The sequence below is a fragment of the Agrobacterium sp. genome (assembly GCF_059499945.1).
In genome coordinates this window covers 1,095,281-1,112,966 of sequence record NZ_JCABZP010000014.1, presented here as the reverse complement: position 1 = coordinate 1,112,966, position 17,686 = coordinate 1,095,281, and the positions used below count along the sequence as shown (strand labels likewise).

Genomic DNA, 17,686 nt, shown 5'->3' with positions numbered 1-17,686 from the left:
TCAGGAGGCCAGATCACCAGCGTCCGGCAATCTACCTCAGATTTCCCGTTCGAGATTGACCGCCGTCGGAATATGGCCGCCGGCGGCCCCCTTGTCTTCCGTGACCGTGTTCAGCAGATGATCGGCAATCAGCTCCGCCTGGAATTTACCAAGCTCGTAGCAATAGGTGATTTCGCGCTTTTCGGCTGACCAGTAGACATCGGGGCGGCCGCAGGACCTGGCCGTCAGCTTGACGTCTCCCTTCAGGCCATAGCCGCCAAAGCTGCGGCTGATGAGATCGAGAATCTTCGATTCCTTGACCATGATGGCATAGGGCTCAAGTTCTGGATCACGCGGCGGCACATAGCTGACGGCAAATCTGGATGGCGTCTGGCTGCGGTGGGTGCTCAGAAAATTCTCCCAGGCCGACGCAACGCCGGGATAGGCGGCGGCGCATTTGTCGAACTCGGCATTGTTGAGCCCCATCATGGCAGCCAGATCGCCATAACCATCCTTGTCGCGACCGACCATCAGGCAGGCCATGTTGCGGTCGCGGCTCCTGTCGGGCACCAGCGCGGAAAAGACCGGAGCCTCGTGCTCCGGCAGGGTCTCCGTCTCACGTGCGAGATACCAGCTGTCGGTGGCGTTGACGAGCGCGGTGTCGAGCCATTCCTCATTGGCCTGAAGGATGAGCGTGCCGGCCAGCTGATCGGCCGGGGCCTGAACACTTGCCGTGTCCGCTGTCCCGAAATCCGAGATCAGCATGCGTGCGCCTTCGTGATAAAGCGAGAAGATCGCGTTGCCGATAACGAAATTGACCGCCTGCTGAAGCTGATCGTCGGACAGGCCGTCGAGACCGGAGGCGACCTGCGCCTCGGCCTGCATCGGAGCCGTCAACGATACGAAAGCCAGCGGAACGGCGGCCAGAAAACGACGGAACATAAAATCAGACCTTCCGGGAACGAGGAGCGTCACTGATTCCCGAAGCTAACGAGTCACGCAATGGGCTGGTTGCATCGCCTGTCAAGAATCGGGTGGATAGTGATCCGTTTCGGGACCATAGCTGCAAAGAAGCAACGCCGATCCCAACCCAGGAGGCCCCGACATGACCGATCTCGTTTTTACCGCAATGCCGGCTAAGGAAGCCGAGGCCTTCCGGGCGGGAGCCGCCGACGCCTATGGCAATCCGCCGGAAAAAGCCGTTTCTCCAGGCGGCATGCCCTGCCGCCACTGCCTTCGCCAGATCGGCGAAGGCGACGGGATGCTGATCCTCGCCTACCGGCCTTTCCCCTCGCTACAGCCTTATGCGGAAACGGGACCGGTTTTTCTGCATGCCGAGGCCTGTGAGCGCTATCCCCAGACACAGGCTGTCCCGCCGATGCTGGACAGCCCGGATTACATCGTGCGGGGTTATGGAGCCGATGACCGCATCGTCTACGGCACCGGCGCGGTGACGGCGACGGGCGAGATCGTGTCGCGCGCACTGCGCCTTCTGGAGCGCGCGGATGTCGCTTATGTCCATGTGCGATCCGCCCGTAATAATTGCTATCAGTGCCGTATCGACACAGCATAATCGGCAATTACCTGCAATTTTAAGAGAAGAACTAAACGGCTCTCAAGCTTTTTGCGCCATGATGCATGGTATCGGAAACAATTGATTTGAGCAGCAACATGACAAATAACCTCAATATGGCGACCCGGACTGCGCCCCGCAGCAAAACCAGAATTTTTGCGACCGTGCATTATTTCAGCCAGTCGACCAGGGGACGCGTGGTCGATCTTTCGGCGACGGGGATGGCGCTCGAACTGGACGGCCCTTTCGCCGCCGCCAAGGGCAGCCGGGTCAAGGTGCAGAGTGAAGATCTGGGCTTCATCGAAGGCGTCGTGCAGTGGCAGCACATGAACCGCCTCGGCCTGCAGCTCAAGCTTTCCACCAACACACTGGCGCAGCTCTCCTCCTATTTCCGCTTCTTCCATGAAGACGTGAAACCGACCCTCGCCCGCTAATCCGCTGGTCCAACGAAGAGGAATGCGCAGGGCGGACGATGCGTATTCTCCGGTACGGCGACACCCGTGCCGCGCTGCCGTGACAAAAAATTTATCAAACGGTTGAAAACAGGCCCATCCGTCACGGGCCTGTCATTTTGGTGATGGACTCCTCTGCGATTGCTTCTACCCTGTCGTTTTTCATGACAGAGCAAGCTTCATTCGAAGGAGTTCCCATGTCGTCGCTTCTCGCTCTCCACCCCATCACCCGACGTTCGCTTCTGGGCGGCATCGCGGCCTCCTCGGCGCTGGTGCTGCTGCACCCTTTTGCTGCGCGCGCAGCGACCAACCAGGCGCATCTGCGCATCATGGAAACGACTGACATCCATGTTCATGTCTTTCCCTATGATTATTACGCCGACAAGCCGAACGACACGATGGGGCTCGCCCGCACCGCCTCGATCATCGACACCATCCGCGCCGAAGCTGGTAACTCGATGCTGGTGGACAATGGCGACTTCCTGCAGGGCAATCCGCTCGGCGACTATATCGCCTATGAGCGCGGTATGAAGGCCGGCGACAAGCACCCCGTGATCAATGCCATGAATGTGCTGGGCTATGATTGCGGCACGCTCGGCAACCACGAATTCAATTACGGCCTCGACTATATGTCGAACACGCTGGCCGGCGCGGGTTTCCCTTACGTCTGCGCCAACCTCACCAAGGGCCAGCTTGCTTCCGATCCGAAAAACGACGAGCTGTTCTTCAAGCCCTATGTCGTTCTGGAAAAACAGATCCGCGACGGCGGCGGCGTGACGAGCCCGGTCAAGGTCGGCATCATCGGCTTCGTGCCGCCGCAGATCATGATGTGGGATTCCAAGAACCTCGAGGGCAAGGCGCAGACGCGTGACATCGTCGAGGCTGCGAAAGCCTGGGTGCCTGTCATGAAGGAAGAAGGCGCTGATATCATCATCGCCCTTTCCCATTCCGGCATCGACGGCAAGGGCCAGACGGAGCGCATGGAAAACGCCTCGCTTTATCTGGCTGCCGTCGAAGGCGTCGACGCCATCTTCACCGGCCACCAGCATCTCGTTTTCCCCGGTCCGAAGACCTGGGACGGCATTGAGGGTGCGGATGCGGTCAAGGGCACGCTGATGGGCAAGCCGGCGGTGATGGCCGGTTTCTGGGGCTCGCATATGGGCCTCATCGACCTGCTGCTTGAAAAGGACGGCAAAAGCTGGAAGATCGTAGACTTCACCTCCGAAGCCCGGCCGATCTATCACCGTGACGAAAACCGCAAGGTCGTCGCCGATTTCACGGATAAAGCGGAAGTCCTCGCCGCCGCCAAAGCCGATCATGAGGCGGCACTTGCCTATGTGCGCCGTCCGGTCGGTAAAACCTCCGCGCCGCTCTATTCCTATTTCGCACTGGTAGCGGACGATCCATCCGTGCAGATCGTTTCCAATGCCCAGACCTGGTATATCAAGGACATGCTGAAGGAAGGACAATACAAGGATCTGCCCGTGCTTTCGGCAGCAGCACCCTTCAAGTCGGGCGGCCGCGGCGGCGCGGATTATTACACCGATGTCCCCGCCGGTGACATCGCCATCAAGAACGTCGCCGATCTCTATCTCTACCCCAACACGGTGCAGGCGGTGCTGATCAACGGCGCGCAGGTGAAGAACTGGCTGGAAATGTCGGCCGGCATGTTCAACACGGTTGAGGCCGGCGCAAAGGATGCGCCGCTGCTGAACGCGGATTTCCCGTCCTATAATTTCGATGTCATCGACGGTGTGACCTATCAGATCGACATTTCCAAACCGGCGAAATTCGACAAGGACGGCAAGGCCGTCAACCCTGATAGCAACCGCATCGTCAACCTGCAATTTGAAGGCAAGCCGATCGATCCCGAGCAGAAATTCGTGGTCGCCACCAATAATTACCGGGCAAGCGGCGGCGGCAAATTCCCCGATATCGCCGGCGACAAGGTGATCTTCGTGGCGCCCGATACCAACCGCGACGTGATCGTGCGCTATATCATCGATCAGGGCACCATCAACCCGTCTGCGGATGCCAACTGGTCCTTCGCGCCTGTCGCCAATACCACGGCGATCTTCGAGACCGGCCCCAAGGGCCGTCACTATGCGGCTGAGATCAAGGGCGCGAAAATCGAGGATGCCGGTGACGGCGCGGAAGGTTTCGCGAAGTTCCGTCTGGTTCTCTAAAAGCTTCGCCCTCCCGGCTGAAACCGGCCGGGAGGGCGAGACTGTCACTCAGCGGCGACAGCAATGGTCCTCTGCTTGCTGGCCGCAAGCATCCCGTTGAAATCCTTGTGGTTCGGGCAGGCAGACAGGCGCTGCTGAAATGCTTCGGCAAGCCACTGGCCTGCGGGGCCTGCCGGTGAATCCACCCGCCGCAGCGCAAAGAGCGGATATTCGCCCTGCTCATAGGCCTCCAGCTCAAGCGCTTTCAGGCTGCCATTGGTCAGATCATTGCGCACGATCGATGCGGGCAGACCGCCCCAGCCAAGACCACCCTTGATGAGCTGGTATTTCGTGGCGATGTCGCTGACCCGCCATGTCTTGTAAGAGAGAACATTGAAATCGCGGCCCTTGGTGAGGCCCGATGCATCGGTGACAACAAGCTGGACCTCCTCGCGCACGTCGGCGAGAACCAGAGGCCGCTCGATCTGCGCCAGCGGGTGATCCGACGCGACGACGGGCAACATGAAGGAATGGCCCACCTTTTCGACAACGAGCTCATCATCCTGGCGCAGCATCGCCCCGCCGATGCCGATGCCTGCCTTGCGGGAGAGCACCATATCCATGACCATGCCCAATTCGCCGACATTGAGGCTGAGGGTGACGGTCGGGAACTGTGTGCGAAAATCGCGCAGCACGGCCACCACGGCCTCCGCTGGCACCATGGTACTGATGGCGACCAAGAGTTCCGCCTCAAGCCCCTGCTTCAACCCTTTGGCGCGGGCGCGCATCTCCTGCAGGCCGGCGACGATGCGCCTTGCATCCTCAAGCATGGCGCGGCCCTCATCCGTCAGTTTCGGCTGGCGCACGCCGCTGCGCTCAAACAGCGTGACTTCAAGCTGCGCCTCGAGATTGGCAATCGTGTAGCTGACCACCGACTGCGCGCGATTGAGCGCCCGTGACGCAGCGGAAAAGCTGCCGGTCTCGGCAACCGTCAAAAACACCTGCAATTGGTCGAGCGTCGGGTTCGCGTCCATGTTCCATCCATTTCATCGATAGATTGCTTCCATATTATCACAGTTTTCTTGATGGCAGTAATTTTTCATATAGAGCGCAAAGGAAGGGCATCGTGCTCTCCCGCCCTCCCAAGGCGCCCGTCAATTCATCGCTTATGCAAGGAAAGACCATGTCCAACATTCTGCTCATCACCTCCAGCCCGCGTGGCGACGAATCGGTTTCCAACAAGTTTTCGGGTGAGCTCGCAAACAAGCTGAAGGCCAAGTCGGCTTCCAACACCCTTGTCCACCGCGATCTCGCCGCTGACCCGATCCCGCACCTCGACACCGTCAAGACCGCAGCGATCCGCAAGCCGGCCGACCAGCGCACCGCCGAAGAAGCGGTTGCCGCCGATTATTCCGACAAGCTGGTTACAGAGCTTCTTGCAGCCGACACGGTCGTCATCGGCACCGGCCTCATCAACTTCAACATCTATTCCGGCCTGAAGTCGTGGATCGACAACGTCGCCCGCGCCGGCCAGACCTTCAAATACACCGAAACCGGCCCGGTTGGCCTTGCCACCGGCAAGAAGGTCTACATCGTGCTGGCCGCCGCCGGCGTTTATTCCGAAGGCCCGGCCGTATCGATGAACCATGCCGTTCCCTACCTCAAGACCGTTCTCGGCTTCATGGGTATGACGGATGTGGAAGTCATCTATGTCGAAGGCCTGGCATTTGGTCCGGAAGCCGTCGAAAAGGCTGTGGCCGCCGCCGAAGCCAAGGTTGAAGAGCTGGCCCAGGCCGCCTGAGACAATTGAACGGAGGCTGATACCGACAAGGTATCAGCCGACCCACATTCCGTAACGGCCGTGGACCTGATCCCGGCCGTTATTTTTTGCCGCATAGAGCCGCGAGTCGGCTTCGGAAAGAAGTTCGAGGAATACCCGCCCATCCTCCAGACCGGTCGCGACACCGATACTGACAGTCAGGGGCGTTCCGTCGGGCCGGCGCAGACCCGTCAGCACGGCTGCACGAAGACCTTCGGAAAAGGCAAGTGCGGCCTCGTGCGTCATCGCCGGAAGCAGGGCCACAAATTCCTCGCCGCCGAAACGGTAGAGATGGCCATGTGGTTGAACCGACCGCTTCATGACTGCTGCGAATTCCCGAAGAATTTCATCGCCCCGCAGATGGCCGAACGTATCGTTGACAGTCTTGAAATGGTCGATATCGACGATAAGCACGCTGATCGCCCGCCTCTTCTCGGCGCAGTCAAGCACGATGGAGGGCGCGTCGAGCTCCATGCGGGCGCGGTCCGAAACACCCGTCAGCATGTCCCGTCCGGAGCGAGATAACAGCTCTTCGTAGCGCTCACGGAAGGTCAGATCGTTGAAGACATCCGCAATGTTGCGGCGTATCAGGAAACGGCCCTTGGCCGATGTCAGCCACAGATAGATGGCGAAGAGCAGCGAATAGACCGCGACGGCCGCCATCTTCGCCTTCCAGCCATCATAAAACACATCGACCGGCGCGTTGAACAGAAGCCGCAGCGCACCGTAAAAACCCGCCTGATCGAGACTGAGGATGACGACACCGCAGATGCCGAAACGCAGGACGATATGGCGCTGCAGATACCGCCCCAGTTTTTCATAAAACAGGATGATGGCGATGGCGTCGATGTAAAGCAGACTGGTGCCCCAGACCATCAGCACACCCATCTCGTCCAGAAAGCCGGTACTGACAGACTGCCCGGGCACGATCGCCACCGTCTGATGAAAGCGGATGATCTGGGCCATGATGACGGTCAATATGTTGCCGAGAAAAAGGCCATAGATCGGCTGGCGCACCACCGCAGCATCCTCGCGCATATAGAGCATGAGGATCATCATCAGCTTGCCGGCAAAAAGAATCGAGGAACCGGGCGACGCCACGCCGAAAGGCAGCTGCACGTAAAAGACGGCCGCCAGATAGGTTTCCAGAAAATGCATGACCCCCAGCGCGGTGAGAAAAACACCGATGCCGAGAATATGCCGGTAATGAAGGAAGGCCGTCATTACCGAAAAATAGACGATGGCCTCCGTCAAAAAGAGGGCCAGATTTGCCCACTGCATCGGCACATGCCTTATCGATTCACGTCGCGCGGGTTGATTGGCGCGACTCCATGCCCTTCAGAGACGATAGGCCGAAGCAAACAACGGAATCTTAATGTGCGGGGCAAGAAAACGTCATCATTTTCCTGGGAAAAGCGATGCGCCGTTCTGATCGATGATGAGCTTCGCTTTGCGGATCGTGAACTCCACCGCATCGTCCAGGCTGCTGAAGACATCGGCGCGCACGAATTCATGCACCAGCACCTCGTCGCCGGCCTTTTTCTCAATGCGGCCGGCCAGGCGGAACTGACCGCCTTCCTTGATCGGCGTCGCATAGATCAGATAGTCGCCATGCGCATGCGGCTCAGCCTGCGACACCTTCTGCGGCGCGTCCGAGGACGGCTGGCCGGAGCCGAAGGCCGAGAGGATTTTGGAAAAAAACGATGCCATGGCTTTCACTCCCTCAATCTATGTCACGTTTGAAGGGCGGAGGTGATCCGCCCTTCCCTGTCTTTAACTCCCCGATCAGATGATCAGGTTCGACAGGATGTCGTTTTCGGTGATGTCTTCATAACCGAGACCGGCGGCCTCGAAGCGCTCCAGCAGGCCGGCGAAATTTTCCGGCGCGTTGGTTTCAATGCCGATCAGGATCGAACCGAAATTGCGGGCCGATTTCTTCAGATATTCGAAACGGGCGATATCGTCGTCCGGACCGAGCAGGTTGAGGAAATCGCGCAGCGCGCCAGGGCGCTGCGGCAGGCGCAGGATGAAATATTTTTTCACGCCGGTGTAACGCATTGCGCGTTCCTTCACATCCGGCAGGCGCTCGAAATCGAAATTGCCGCCGGAGACCACGGCGATAACCGTCTTGCCTTCCAGCCTCTCACGACCGAGCTTCTCCAGCGCGGCGATGGAGAGCGCACCCGCAGGCTCCAGCACCACGCCTTCGAGGTTCAGCATCTCGATGATCGTCACGCAGATGGCGTTTTCCGGAATGAGCATGACCTGCTCGGCCGGGAAATCCTTCAGCGCCTTGAAGTTCAGGTCGCCGATGCGGGCGACGGCGGCGCCATCGACGAAATTGTCGACCTTGGTGAGCGTCACCGGTTCACCGCGCTCCAGGCTCTTCTTCAGGCTCGGCGCACCCTCGGGCTCGCAGAATACGAAGTTCTCCTTGCGGACGGTGCCCGCCAGAAAGCCGGTGAGGCCAGCCGAAAGACCGCCGCCACCAACAGGCATGACGACGATGTCAGGCTTCGTGCCTTCCGGAAGCTGGTCCATGATCTCGGCAGCAACCGTAGCCTGACCCTCGATGATGTCTTCATGATCGAAGGGCGGCACCATGTAGCCGTCATTATCCTGTACGTGCTGGCGGGCAGCGGCGTAACACTGGTCGAATATATCGCCCACGAGACGGATGCTGATGAATTCACCGCCGAAGATGCGGGTCTTCTCGATCTTCTGCTGCGGTGTCGTCACCGGCATGAAAACAACGCCGTGAACGCCGAAATGGCGGCAGGCGAAAGCAAAGCCCTGCGCATGGTTGCCGGCCGAGGCGCAGACGAAAATCTTGTCCTTGCCGGCCTTGGCCACCGCCTTGCGCAGAAAGTTGAATGCGCCTCTAATCTTGTAGGAACGAACCGGGGACAGATCCTCACGCTTCAGCCAAATCGACGCGCCATACCGACGGCTGAGATGTTCATTCAACTGCAGCGGCGTTTCCGGAAATATCTCCCGCACTTCCCGCCGCGCTGCTTCCACAAGCTGCTTGTCCACGATAGTCAATCCATTGAAATTCATAATGGCACCCGCTATGCCATAGGAAGGCGTCCGAGACAAAGACTCATTTCAGCGCGGCAACGAACTCCGGGTTTCATTTCTTGAACAGCAACCTTCTGCGCTCGGTCATATATGTGGCGTCCATCTTCGGGCTCTACCTTGCGACGGCCATGTTTCTGCCGGCACTGACCGATCTTTATTACGGCAATGATGACTGGATGGTGTTTGCGCTTTCGGGTTTCATGTGCGGCGGCTTTGCACTTGCATGCGCGCTCGCGACCCGCGGACCGATCACCTCCTTCAACAAACGTTTCGGCTTTCTGCTCGTCAACCTGCTCTGGCTGGTGTTTTCCATCATCGGCGCGGTTCCGCTTTATCTGTCGGAACTCGACCTGACGCCCGGTCAGGCGATCTTCGAATCCGTTTCGGCCATCACCACGACAGGATCGACGGCCATATCCGGCCTCGACAACGCGCCGCAGGGCATCCTTCTGTGGCGATCCCTGCTCTGCTGGCTCGGCGGCATCGGTATCGTCGCCCTCGGTCTCTTCATCCTGCCCCTGCTCCGCGTCGGCGGCATGACCTTCTTTCGCATGGAATCTTCCGATACCGGCAACGACCGGCCCTTCGCGCGTCTGGCGAGCTTCACACGGGCTTTCGTGGCGATCTACATCATCATGACAATCGCCTGCACGGTGGCCTTCGATTTTGCCGGCATGTCGCATTTCGATGCGCTGAACCACGCCATGTCGACCGTCGCGACCGGCGGCTTTTCCACCCATGACGCCTCATTCGCCTATTTTGACAATACCGCGCTGCTGTGGATCGCCACGATCTTCCTGATCTTCGGCAGCCTGCCCTTTTCGGTGATGATCCTGCTTGCCGTCCGCCGCCGGCTGGAGACGCTGCGCGACCCGCAGATCGCCGTCTTCCTCGGTTATCTCTGCGCGATCTCCATTGCGGTGGGCGTCTATCATCACCTTAGAAACGGTGTACCGCTGGACGACGCGCTCAGCCATTCCTTCTTCAACATGACCTCTATCCTGTCGACCGGAGGTTTTGCCAGCGACGACTATACGCTCTGGGGTCCGTTCGTCGTCGTCGTCGCCTTTTTCGCGACCTTCATGGGCGGCTGTTCCGGCTCGACTGCGGGCGGTATCAAGGCCTATCGTTTCCTCATCATCTTCAATGTGGCGCGCGCGGGCCTCAAGAAGCTGATCTATCCGAATGCCGTCTATTCGGTGCGCTACGGCCAGCAGGTGGTCGATCCGGAAACCATCCGCACCATCTTTCTGTTCATCAGCTGTTTCATCGCGCTGTGGATCGCCGGCAGCCTTGCCATGAGCCTGATGGGTTATGATTTCCTCACCGCCACATCGGGTGTTGCGACGGCGCTTGCCAATGTCGGACCCGGCATCGGCCCGATCATCGGGCCTGTCGGCAATTTCTCCACAATCAGCGACCCGGCGCTCTATCTCCTGTCGGTCCTGATGCTGCTCGGGCGTCTGGAAATCCTGACGGTTCTGGTGCTGCTGATGCCGATCTTCTGGCGCAGCTGATCCGGCGATACACATGTTGCGCATGCGCGAATAAAGCGCTTGACCTTCCCACGTTGGAATAGTTCAGGCTCCTCCTGTTACGAATTCCAAACCATGGAGAACCGCCTATGTGCACCGCCCATCAGCATCACCCCGAAACCACTGCCGCACCCGTCGATGCCGACCTTTCTTTCCACGTTGAAGACATGACCTGCGGTCACTGCGCCGGTGTGATCAAGGGCGCGATCGAAAAGACCGTTCCCGGCGCTGCCGTGCATGCCGATCCGGCAAGCCGCACGGTCGTGGTTGGCGGCGTCTCCGATGCAGCGCGTATTGCCGAAATCATCACCGCCGCTGGCTATACGCCGGAAGCACGCGCCTGATCCGAAGAGATACCGGCGGCGCTTCCATCCTGCCGCCGCCGGGTCGCCCCGCCTGCCCCGCTTCGCGCTGAACCTGCGTGACAGCCGTCGGACGAGATCAAGCTTCGTCCTTTCACACCTCCCGAACAGATATCTCTACCGAAGCCGGCGGCGAAGGCTTCACGCCTCTCGCGTCATCCTCGGGACAAGCCCGAGGATGACGCCGGAGTGTTTGGCGTAGCTCGTCATTCCAAATCAATGTCACGCACATTGTCCAGAAATTTGGCCCGGACGGCAGTGGGCCTGATCCGGCATCCAACCCCGGCGTGGCGGCACCATATCAGCAATATGGCCCAGCTCTTGCGAGCCGGGCCATACCTCGTCAGCAATGTCATGTCGGCTTATTTCACCGCCAGATCCTTGGTCATGATGAAGTAGTTGATCGGATGCGGCTTGAAGTTTTCGACCTTGTCCGAATAGGCATCGAAAGCGGTCTCGTGGATGAGGTAGACGGTGACGGCTTCGTCGTAAACCCTCTTCGCCGCCTCGGCATAGATGGCGTAACGCTTGGCCGGCTCAGCCGCCGCATAGGCGGATTTGATCAGCTTGTCCGTCTCCTCACTGCAATAATGCGAGATGTTGTAGCCGCCTCCACAGGTGTAGTCGGCGTTGAGGAAACCGATCGGTTCTGCAACATCAGTGGCATAACCGCGTGACAGAAGAACCATGTCGAAATTGCCGGCCAGGAGATCGGGCTCGATCGCAGTGTAATCGGCAACGCGCACATCGACCTTGATGCCGATTTCCTGCAACTGGGCCTGGATAACGGCGGCAACATCCTTGAGTTCGGTTCTTTCAGTGTAGGCCAGAAGCGTCAGCTTCAGGCTGCCGGGAGCAATTCCCGCCTCTTTCAGCAGAGCCTTTGCCTTCTCTACGTCATAAGCGGGCGTGACGTCTTGCGGCGCCCACGGCTCTCCGGGTGCGAAGGGCATCGTTGCGGGCTTTACCACGCCTTCATAGATGCTGTCGGCAATACCGGCGGTGTCGATGGCAGCCCGGATCGCCTGCCGAACCTTGATATCCTTGAACGGCGGCTTCGAATTATTGAGCAGCATTTCCGTAATCCGGGGTACGGTAATCGGCGCAACCTTCACACCCTTCGTGGCTTCAATGGTCTTTACCGCCCAGGGTGGAATCACGCGCGAAATCTGCACTTCACCGCTTCTTATCTGGGTGGCGCGCGTATCGGCATCCGGAATAAAGTTTACGCGGCCGCCCGAGAGCTTCGGCATGCCGTTCCAATAGTCATGGTTCGCGGTCAGCTCCATATATTGGTTGGCATCGACCTTGGTGATCTTGAATGGCCCGGTGCAGGTTCCGATCGGATCGACCTTGCCATCCTTATAGGCGGATGGCGCGAGGATCGAAGTCGCCGGGCTTGCCATTTGCGCCGGCAGCAGCACCGATGGCTCGATGGTCGTGATCTTCACGATATCGTCGCCACCAGCATCGACGGCAGCGATCAGCTTGGGCGAAAAGGCCCGAGCCGGAACGGGCGCCTTGAGAAGATTGGTGAGTGCATTGACTGCGGCCGCAGCGTTAAGCGGCTCGCCGTTCTGGAACTTCACGCCCTTGCGCAGCTTGAATTCCCAGACCTTCGGCGAGGTCTGTGTCCAGGATTCGGCCAGCCCCGGCTCCAGTGCGGTGTCATAGCCGACGCGGACCAGGCTTTCGAAACACCCCGCGCGCGAACCGAGATAGGCATCGTCGGAGGCCATCTGCCAGCCGGTCTTGACGCCGGTATAATCGTCATAGGTGATCGTTCCGGCTGTCGCCGCCTGCGTCCCAAACGAGACCACAACGGCGCACGTCGCCAAAAGTGCGTGCTTCATCATAGAAGATTCCCCTTTTATTTTTGATGACAACGCTCACAATTCGTACATTTTCTCGAAATTTCACTCAATAATTACGAAGACAACAAGAATACTCTATGGATATCTATCGATTATCCATTCGAATATTATCTATTTTACGTTTTATACTCGGAATTTTATTCCGATATTAATTCGCAAACACACGATTCATCTGTTTTTACAGCAACAGAAAACTGTAACTGCGTTGTCCTTCAGCCCAATTCCCGCCAGCGATGGCAGCGGGCAAAATGCTCGCCGGAAACGCCTTCCAGAACGGGTTCCACCTCGCCGCATATCTCGGTCGCATATTTGCAGCGGGTGTGGAATTTGCATCCGTCAGGAGGATTGAGAGGGCTCGGCAAATCGCCGTCAAGAAGCATTTCCGGTGCATATAACCCCGTCTCGTCCAGCATCGACGATGCTATGAGAGCCTTGGTGTAGGGATGCTTCGGCGCCCGGAAAAGCTCCTCCCGGTCAGCGATTTCAACAACGCGCCCGAGATACATCACCGCGATGCGATCGCAGAGATAACGCACCACGCGCAGATCGTGGGAAATCATCAGAACCGTCAAACCGTGACGGCGCTTCATGTCCATCAGAAGGTTCAGTATCTGCGTCCGCATCGAGGCATCGAGCGCCGATGTCGGCTCGTCGCAGACGAGGAAGCTCGGATTGAGAAGCAGCGCACGGCCGATGACGACGCGCTGCAACTGGCCGCCGGAACACTGGCTCGGATAGCGATCATAAAAAGAGCCGTCGAGACCGACCTCTTCCAGCATCCGGAAAACCCGCGCCGTACGTTCCTCGCGGGTGCCGATGCCATGCTGGGCAAGCGGCGCTTCCATGCTCTGGCCGATACGCATGCGCGGATCGAGTGCCGAATAAGGGTCCTGAAACACCAGCTGCACCACCCGGCGCATGCGCCGCAGCGCCTCGCCCTGCATGTGCAGCATATCGTTCTGCCCGATGCTGACCTCGCCTTTGGTTGCGTGGGTCAGCCGCGTGATCAGCCCGGCAACCGTGCTTTTGCCGCATCCGGATTCACCAACGAGGCCCAGCACTTCCCCCTCGCCGATCGTCAGGGAAACATCGTCGACGGATTTCACCACACGGTGACCAAAGCCCGATATGGGATAATATTTGCAGAGGTTCTTTGCGACCACAAAGGGCCGGCTCCTGTTTTCCGCCGGTGACGGGGTCTGTGTCGTCGCTGTCGATAACATTGTCGCCCTCCCTCAGCAGACCGTGTGGCTGGCATGATCATGAGCGGCATGATCGTGACCGACCGCCCAGCATCGCGCCTTGCGCCCTTCGGGCAAGGCATTCAGATCCGGTTCCGACGCCATGCAGCGGCCGCCCATGCCTGCCGAGTTGGCAAGCGTGCAGCGCGGATGAAACCGGCAGCCGCAGGACATGTCATGGGCCTGCGCGCTCGAACCGGGGATCGTCAGCAATTGCCCCTCGCTGTCGGTGGTCAGGAGTGAACAGCTGATGAGCGCCTTGGTATAGGGGTGCTGCGGCGCCTTGAGGATCGCCTGGGTCGGCCCCTCTTCGACGATGCGGCCGGCATACATGACCGCAATCCGGTCCGCGAAAGCGGCGACGACCGAGAGGTCATGGGTGATGAGCAACGTGGCAAGCCGGCGCTTGCGGCGTTCGTCATCAAGCAGGCGGAGTATCTGTGCCTGAACGGTGACATCGAGCGCCGTCGTCGGTTCGTCGGCGATCAGAAGCTGCGGATTGCCTGACAGTGCGGCGGCAATCATGACACGTTGCGCCATACCGCCGGAAAGCTCGTGCGCGAAGCATTGCGCCCGTGCTGAGGGATCGGGAATGCCGACATCGGACAGGAGACCGACGACCCGGTCAAGCGCCGCGTGCCGGCTCATTTTACGGTGGATCCAGAGCGGCTCGGCAACCTGCGTCCTCACCCGGCTGGTCGGGTCGAGCATGGCCTGCGGCTGCTGGAACAGCATGCCGATATCGGCACCGCGCAGTGCATCGAGTTCGGAGGATGAAAGAGCGAGAATATCGCGCCCGGCAAAGGAAATGCGGCCGGAATTGATTTCCGCGCCCTGCGGCAAAAGCCGCATCAGCGACAGGGCCGTCATGCTCTTACCCGATCCGGATTCGCCGACGAGAGCGACGACTTCTCCGGCGTTGACGGAAAGCGTCAGGCCCGAAATAACAAACTTGCGGCCGTTTTGCGCCGGCACAGAAACGTGCAGATCCTCGATCTCCAGAAGCGGTGCGCATTCGGGAGACATGGCCGTCTTGGCAAGCGTTTGTCCTTCGATATTCATAAGAGTTCCCCTTATTTTTATTGAATCGGAGGCATTCACGAATTTTCATGCGGCTTCAGACGATATTACTCTCCTTCCTGTTCCGTTGCGTCACGTATGTTTGACAATCGTCAAATCCGTCATTGCCCGCCCGCAGGCGTCAATGACCGTTGGTTTTCTTTGTTTCCAGATTGAGGCCATGGCCGATCCACGTCACGCTGAGCGCTGCAAGGAAGATCGCCAGACCCGGTGCGATGACGAGGACGGGCATCCGCTCCGCATAGGCCTGCGCGTCGGCCAGCATCAGCGCCCAGTCTGCGGCCGGCGGCTGTACGCCAAGGCCCAGAAATGACAATCCGCCCACCGTGATCAGCTTGTGGCCAAAGCGCAGGAACGCCACGGCCGCAATCGGCCAGATCGTGTTGGGAATGATATGCCGGAAGATGATGAAGCGCCTTGTGCAGCCGAGTACCTCGGCGGCACGGATATATTCACGCGAATTGATCGAGAGCGTCAGCCCCCGCGCCAGCCGCGCAAAAGGTGTCCAGCCGACGATGGTCAGCGACGCGATCAGCGTTCCGTATCCCGGGCCGAAGATGGCCACGAGGAAAATCGCGATCACGACGTCAGGTATGGCGATGAGCAGGTCCACGATGCGCATCAGCACCTCGTCGAGGATGCCGCGGTTGCGGCCGCTGATGATGCCGATGAAGGTCCCGATCACGACAGAAAGAATGACGGTGATGGCGGCAATGGTGACCGTGAAGCGGCCGCCGATCAGCAGCCGGCTGAGCACATCGCGGCCCAGGTGGTCCGTTCCCAGCCAGTAGAGGGCGCTTGGCGCATTCAACCGCAGACGAAGGTTCTGCTTTGCCGGATCATAGGGTGAAATCCACGGCGCGATCACCAGCAGCAGGATGATGACGAGAAAAATCGCCGCTCCCGCATAGAAGGTCCAGTGCCGGCAGCGGATGAAATCCGTGAAGCGGGACAGGCTCGAGGGGCGCTTGGGCATGGTCATCGGCATGGCAGCGGCTGGCGCGCTCGGAAAGAGGCTAGTGGTCATGGTGACCTCGCATTGCTGGATTGATCAGGACATAGAAGCTGTCGGCCAGGGTATTGACCAGGATGGACAGGGCCACGATGCAGATGAAACCACCCTGCAGCATCGGGATGTCGCGATTGACCACGGCGTCGTAGAGAAGCCGGCCCATGCCGGGAATGGCGAAGATCACTTCCACGACCACCGATCCGCCAAGCAGCCCCGCAAGCCACAGGGCAAAGAAGGTGACCACCGGCAGCGAGCCGTTGCGGATGCCGTGGCGCATGACCGTGCCATGCATGCCAAGGCCGCGGCTGCGCGCCGCCGTGATATAGGGCGCGCGCAAAACCTCGGCCATGGCGGCGCGCGTCACCTGCGTGAAATAGGCGAGCGGCCGCAGCGTCAGGGTCAGCGCAGGAAGCACCAGCGAGCGCCAGCTATCCCATCCGGCCGAGGGCAACCAGCCGAGATAGAGCGCAAAGACCAGCGCCGACATGGGCGCGAACCAGTATTCGGGCGTTGCGACGAATGTCTGGATCATCAGCGTCGCGAAATTGTCCAGACGACCGCCCGGACGCATCGCCGCCAATGTGCCGAGCGGCAGGGCGACGGCGATCGCGAACGCCAGCGCCGTCAGCGCCAGCGTCACCGACACCCAGAGCGACCGCATAAGCTCGGCAGCGACAGGCTGGCTGCTGGTGAAGGAAAACCCAAGGTCGCCACGCAACGCATTCGACAGCCATGCGAAATATTGCACGTAAAGCGGCCGGTCGAGCCCGAGACTGGCCCGGAGCGCCTCCACTGCATGTGGATCAAGTGCCGTATCGCGCATGCGTGAAAACAGGATGGTGCGGGCCGGATCACCGCCCGCCATATAGGGCAGAAGAAACGCGATGACGGAAACGATCGCCAGCATCAGGCACAGAATAAAGAAGCGCTGTATTATCTGTATCCACATGGCCCTGTCTCCTTCACAGCAATTGGCATTTCCACTGCAATCGACGCTCGCCCCCAAAGGGAAAAGCCGCTTATTTCGCCAGGCGATGTAAATCCATCACCGGCCCGGACGTACCCTTCAGCATGCCGGGCCGCTTGGGCACGACAGCCACCGGTGCAAAATCGACATTTTCGGAATGGGCCAGATCCTGAATGATCGGGCACTCCGGCTCACCATTGTCGGGGCAATAGGTTGCAAGGTTTCGAAGCGTGTCTGCCATCTCCCGAAGCGTGTGCATCTTCGCTTCCAGATCGACGACATGTTCCATGACGATGCGTTTGACATCGCAGGAGGCGCCACCCGGATCGCGCCACAGGGTCATGAGCTGCCTGATCTTTTCGATGGAAAAACCGAGATCGCGTCCGCGGCGGATGAAGCGCAGCGTTTCCAGATCATTGGCCGTATAGACCCGGTATCCGGAATCCGTGCGGTTTGCCGATTTGATCAGGCCGATCATCTCGTAATGCCTGATCATCTTTGCAGAAACACCGGAGGCGGTGGCGGCTGTGCCAATGTTCATCGATC

17 protein-coding genes are annotated in these 17,686 nt (G+C 59.3%); 6 read left to right on the top strand and 11 right to left on the bottom strand.

The window, feature by feature from the left end; all coding sequences use genetic code 11:
* Positions 1–36: 36 nt before the first annotated feature.
* The gene (locus AC5I5B_RS17190; RefSeq protein ID WP_111784511.1) at positions 37–921 is read right to left on the bottom strand and encodes a DUF4344 domain-containing metallopeptidase; all 885 of its coding nucleotides are present in this window, start codon (positions 919–921) and stop codon (positions 37–39) included.
* Between the two features lie 163 nt (positions 922–1,084).
* On the opposite strand from AC5I5B_RS17190, the gene AC5I5B_RS17185 reads away from it, so the two are divergent.
* From AC5I5B_RS17185 to AC5I5B_RS17175, 3 genes are all read left to right on the top strand, one after another.
* Complete coding sequence (locus AC5I5B_RS17185) at positions 1,085–1,552, top strand: DUF1203 domain-containing protein (RefSeq protein WP_003502273.1); 468 nt, start codon at positions 1,085–1,087, stop codon at positions 1,550–1,552.
* A gap of 98 nt (positions 1,553–1,650) precedes the next feature.
* A complete protein-coding gene (locus AC5I5B_RS17180) occupies positions 1,651–1,986 on the top strand; it encodes a PilZ domain-containing protein (protein WP_004441225.1) in 336 nt (111 codons plus the stop codon).
* A 215-nt stretch (positions 1,987–2,201) separates the two neighbouring features.
* Positions 2,202–4,190, top strand: coding sequence for a bifunctional 2',3'-cyclic-nucleotide 2'-phosphodiesterase/3'-nucleotidase (locus AC5I5B_RS17175; RefSeq protein WP_111834521.1), 1,989 nt, complete (start codon positions 2,202–2,204; stop codon positions 4,188–4,190).
* A gap of 44 nt (positions 4,191–4,234) precedes the next feature.
* Here the strand turns inward: AC5I5B_RS17175 and AC5I5B_RS17170 are convergent, their stop codons facing one another.
* Positions 4,235–5,203, bottom strand: a complete 969-nt coding sequence (locus AC5I5B_RS17170; protein WP_111834296.1) for a LysR family transcriptional regulator — start codon at positions 5,201–5,203, stop codon at positions 4,235–4,237.
* Between the two features lie 149 nt (positions 5,204–5,352).
* Here AC5I5B_RS17170 and AC5I5B_RS17165 point away from each other — a divergent pair, with 149 nt between their 5' ends.
* Positions 5,353–5,970 carry an FMN-dependent NADH-azoreductase gene (locus tag AC5I5B_RS17165; RefSeq protein WP_026363437.1) on the top strand — a complete coding sequence of 206 codons (618 nt, stop codon included), beginning with the start codon at positions 5,353–5,355 and terminating at the stop codon, positions 5,968–5,970.
* 33 nt (positions 5,971–6,003) lie between these two features.
* Here AC5I5B_RS17165 and AC5I5B_RS17160 read toward each other — a convergent pair whose 3' ends face one another.
* From AC5I5B_RS17160 to ilvA, 3 genes are all read right to left on the bottom strand, one after another.
* Positions 6,004–7,269: a GGDEF domain-containing protein gene (locus AC5I5B_RS17160; protein WP_080866074.1), complete on the bottom strand. Its 1,266-nt coding sequence runs from the start codon at positions 7,267–7,269 to the stop codon at positions 6,004–6,006.
* Between the two features lie 117 nt (positions 7,270–7,386).
* On the bottom strand, positions 7,387–7,698 hold the full coding sequence (locus tag AC5I5B_RS17155; protein WP_080866073.1) for an HlyU family transcriptional regulator: 312 nt from the start codon (positions 7,696–7,698) through the stop codon (positions 7,387–7,389).
* A 75-nt stretch (positions 7,699–7,773) separates the two neighbouring features.
* Complete coding sequence (gene ilvA / locus AC5I5B_RS17150; protein ID WP_107675418.1) at positions 7,774–9,048, bottom strand: threonine ammonia-lyase; 1,275 nt, start codon at positions 9,046–9,048, stop codon at positions 7,774–7,776.
* 80 nt (positions 9,049–9,128) lie between these two features.
* On the opposite strand from ilvA, the gene AC5I5B_RS17145 reads away from it, so the two are divergent.
* Positions 9,129–10,586, top strand: a complete 1,458-nt coding sequence (locus AC5I5B_RS17145) for a TrkH family potassium uptake protein (RefSeq protein ID WP_003502258.1) — start codon at positions 9,129–9,131, stop codon at positions 10,584–10,586.
* A 107-nt stretch (positions 10,587–10,693) separates the two neighbouring features.
* Positions 10,694–10,948 carry a heavy-metal-associated domain-containing protein gene (locus AC5I5B_RS17140; protein WP_003502257.1) on the top strand — a complete coding sequence of 85 codons (255 nt, stop codon included), beginning with the start codon at positions 10,694–10,696 and terminating at the stop codon, positions 10,946–10,948.
* Between the two features lie 380 nt (positions 10,949–11,328).
* Here the strand turns inward: AC5I5B_RS17140 and AC5I5B_RS17135 are convergent, their stop codons facing one another.
* The 6 genes from AC5I5B_RS17135 to cueR form a co-directional block, all read right to left on the bottom strand.
* Entirely contained in the window at positions 11,329–12,822 is a 1,494-nt protein-coding gene (locus tag AC5I5B_RS17135) for an ABC transporter substrate-binding protein (RefSeq protein WP_111780880.1), read from the bottom strand.
* Between the two features lie 230 nt (positions 12,823–13,052).
* On the bottom strand, positions 13,053–14,063 hold the full coding sequence (locus AC5I5B_RS17130) for an ABC transporter ATP-binding protein (protein ID WP_035212373.1): 1,011 nt from the start codon (positions 14,061–14,063) through the stop codon (positions 13,053–13,055).
* Positions 14,064–14,075: 12 nt separating this feature from the next.
* Positions 14,076–15,143 (bottom strand): ABC transporter ATP-binding protein, encoded by a 1,068-nt coding sequence (locus AC5I5B_RS17125; RefSeq protein ID WP_060724072.1) that lies wholly within the window; start codon positions 15,141–15,143, stop codon positions 14,076–14,078.
* Positions 15,144–15,282: 139 nt separating this feature from the next.
* A complete protein-coding gene (locus AC5I5B_RS17120) occupies positions 15,283–16,188 on the bottom strand; it encodes an ABC transporter permease (protein ID WP_111834295.1) in 906 nt (301 codons plus the stop codon).
* Entirely contained in the window at positions 16,178–17,122 is a 945-nt protein-coding gene (locus AC5I5B_RS17115) for an ABC transporter permease (RefSeq protein ID WP_003502250.1), read from the bottom strand. Before AC5I5B_RS17115 ends, AC5I5B_RS17120 begins: the two co-directional genes overlap by 11 nt.
* Positions 17,123–17,192: 70 nt before the next feature.
* On the bottom strand, positions 17,193–17,681 hold the full coding sequence (gene cueR / locus AC5I5B_RS17110) for a Cu(I)-responsive transcriptional regulator (RefSeq protein ID WP_111834294.1): 489 nt from the start codon (positions 17,679–17,681) through the stop codon (positions 17,193–17,195).
* Positions 17,682–17,686 lie beyond the last annotated feature (5 nt).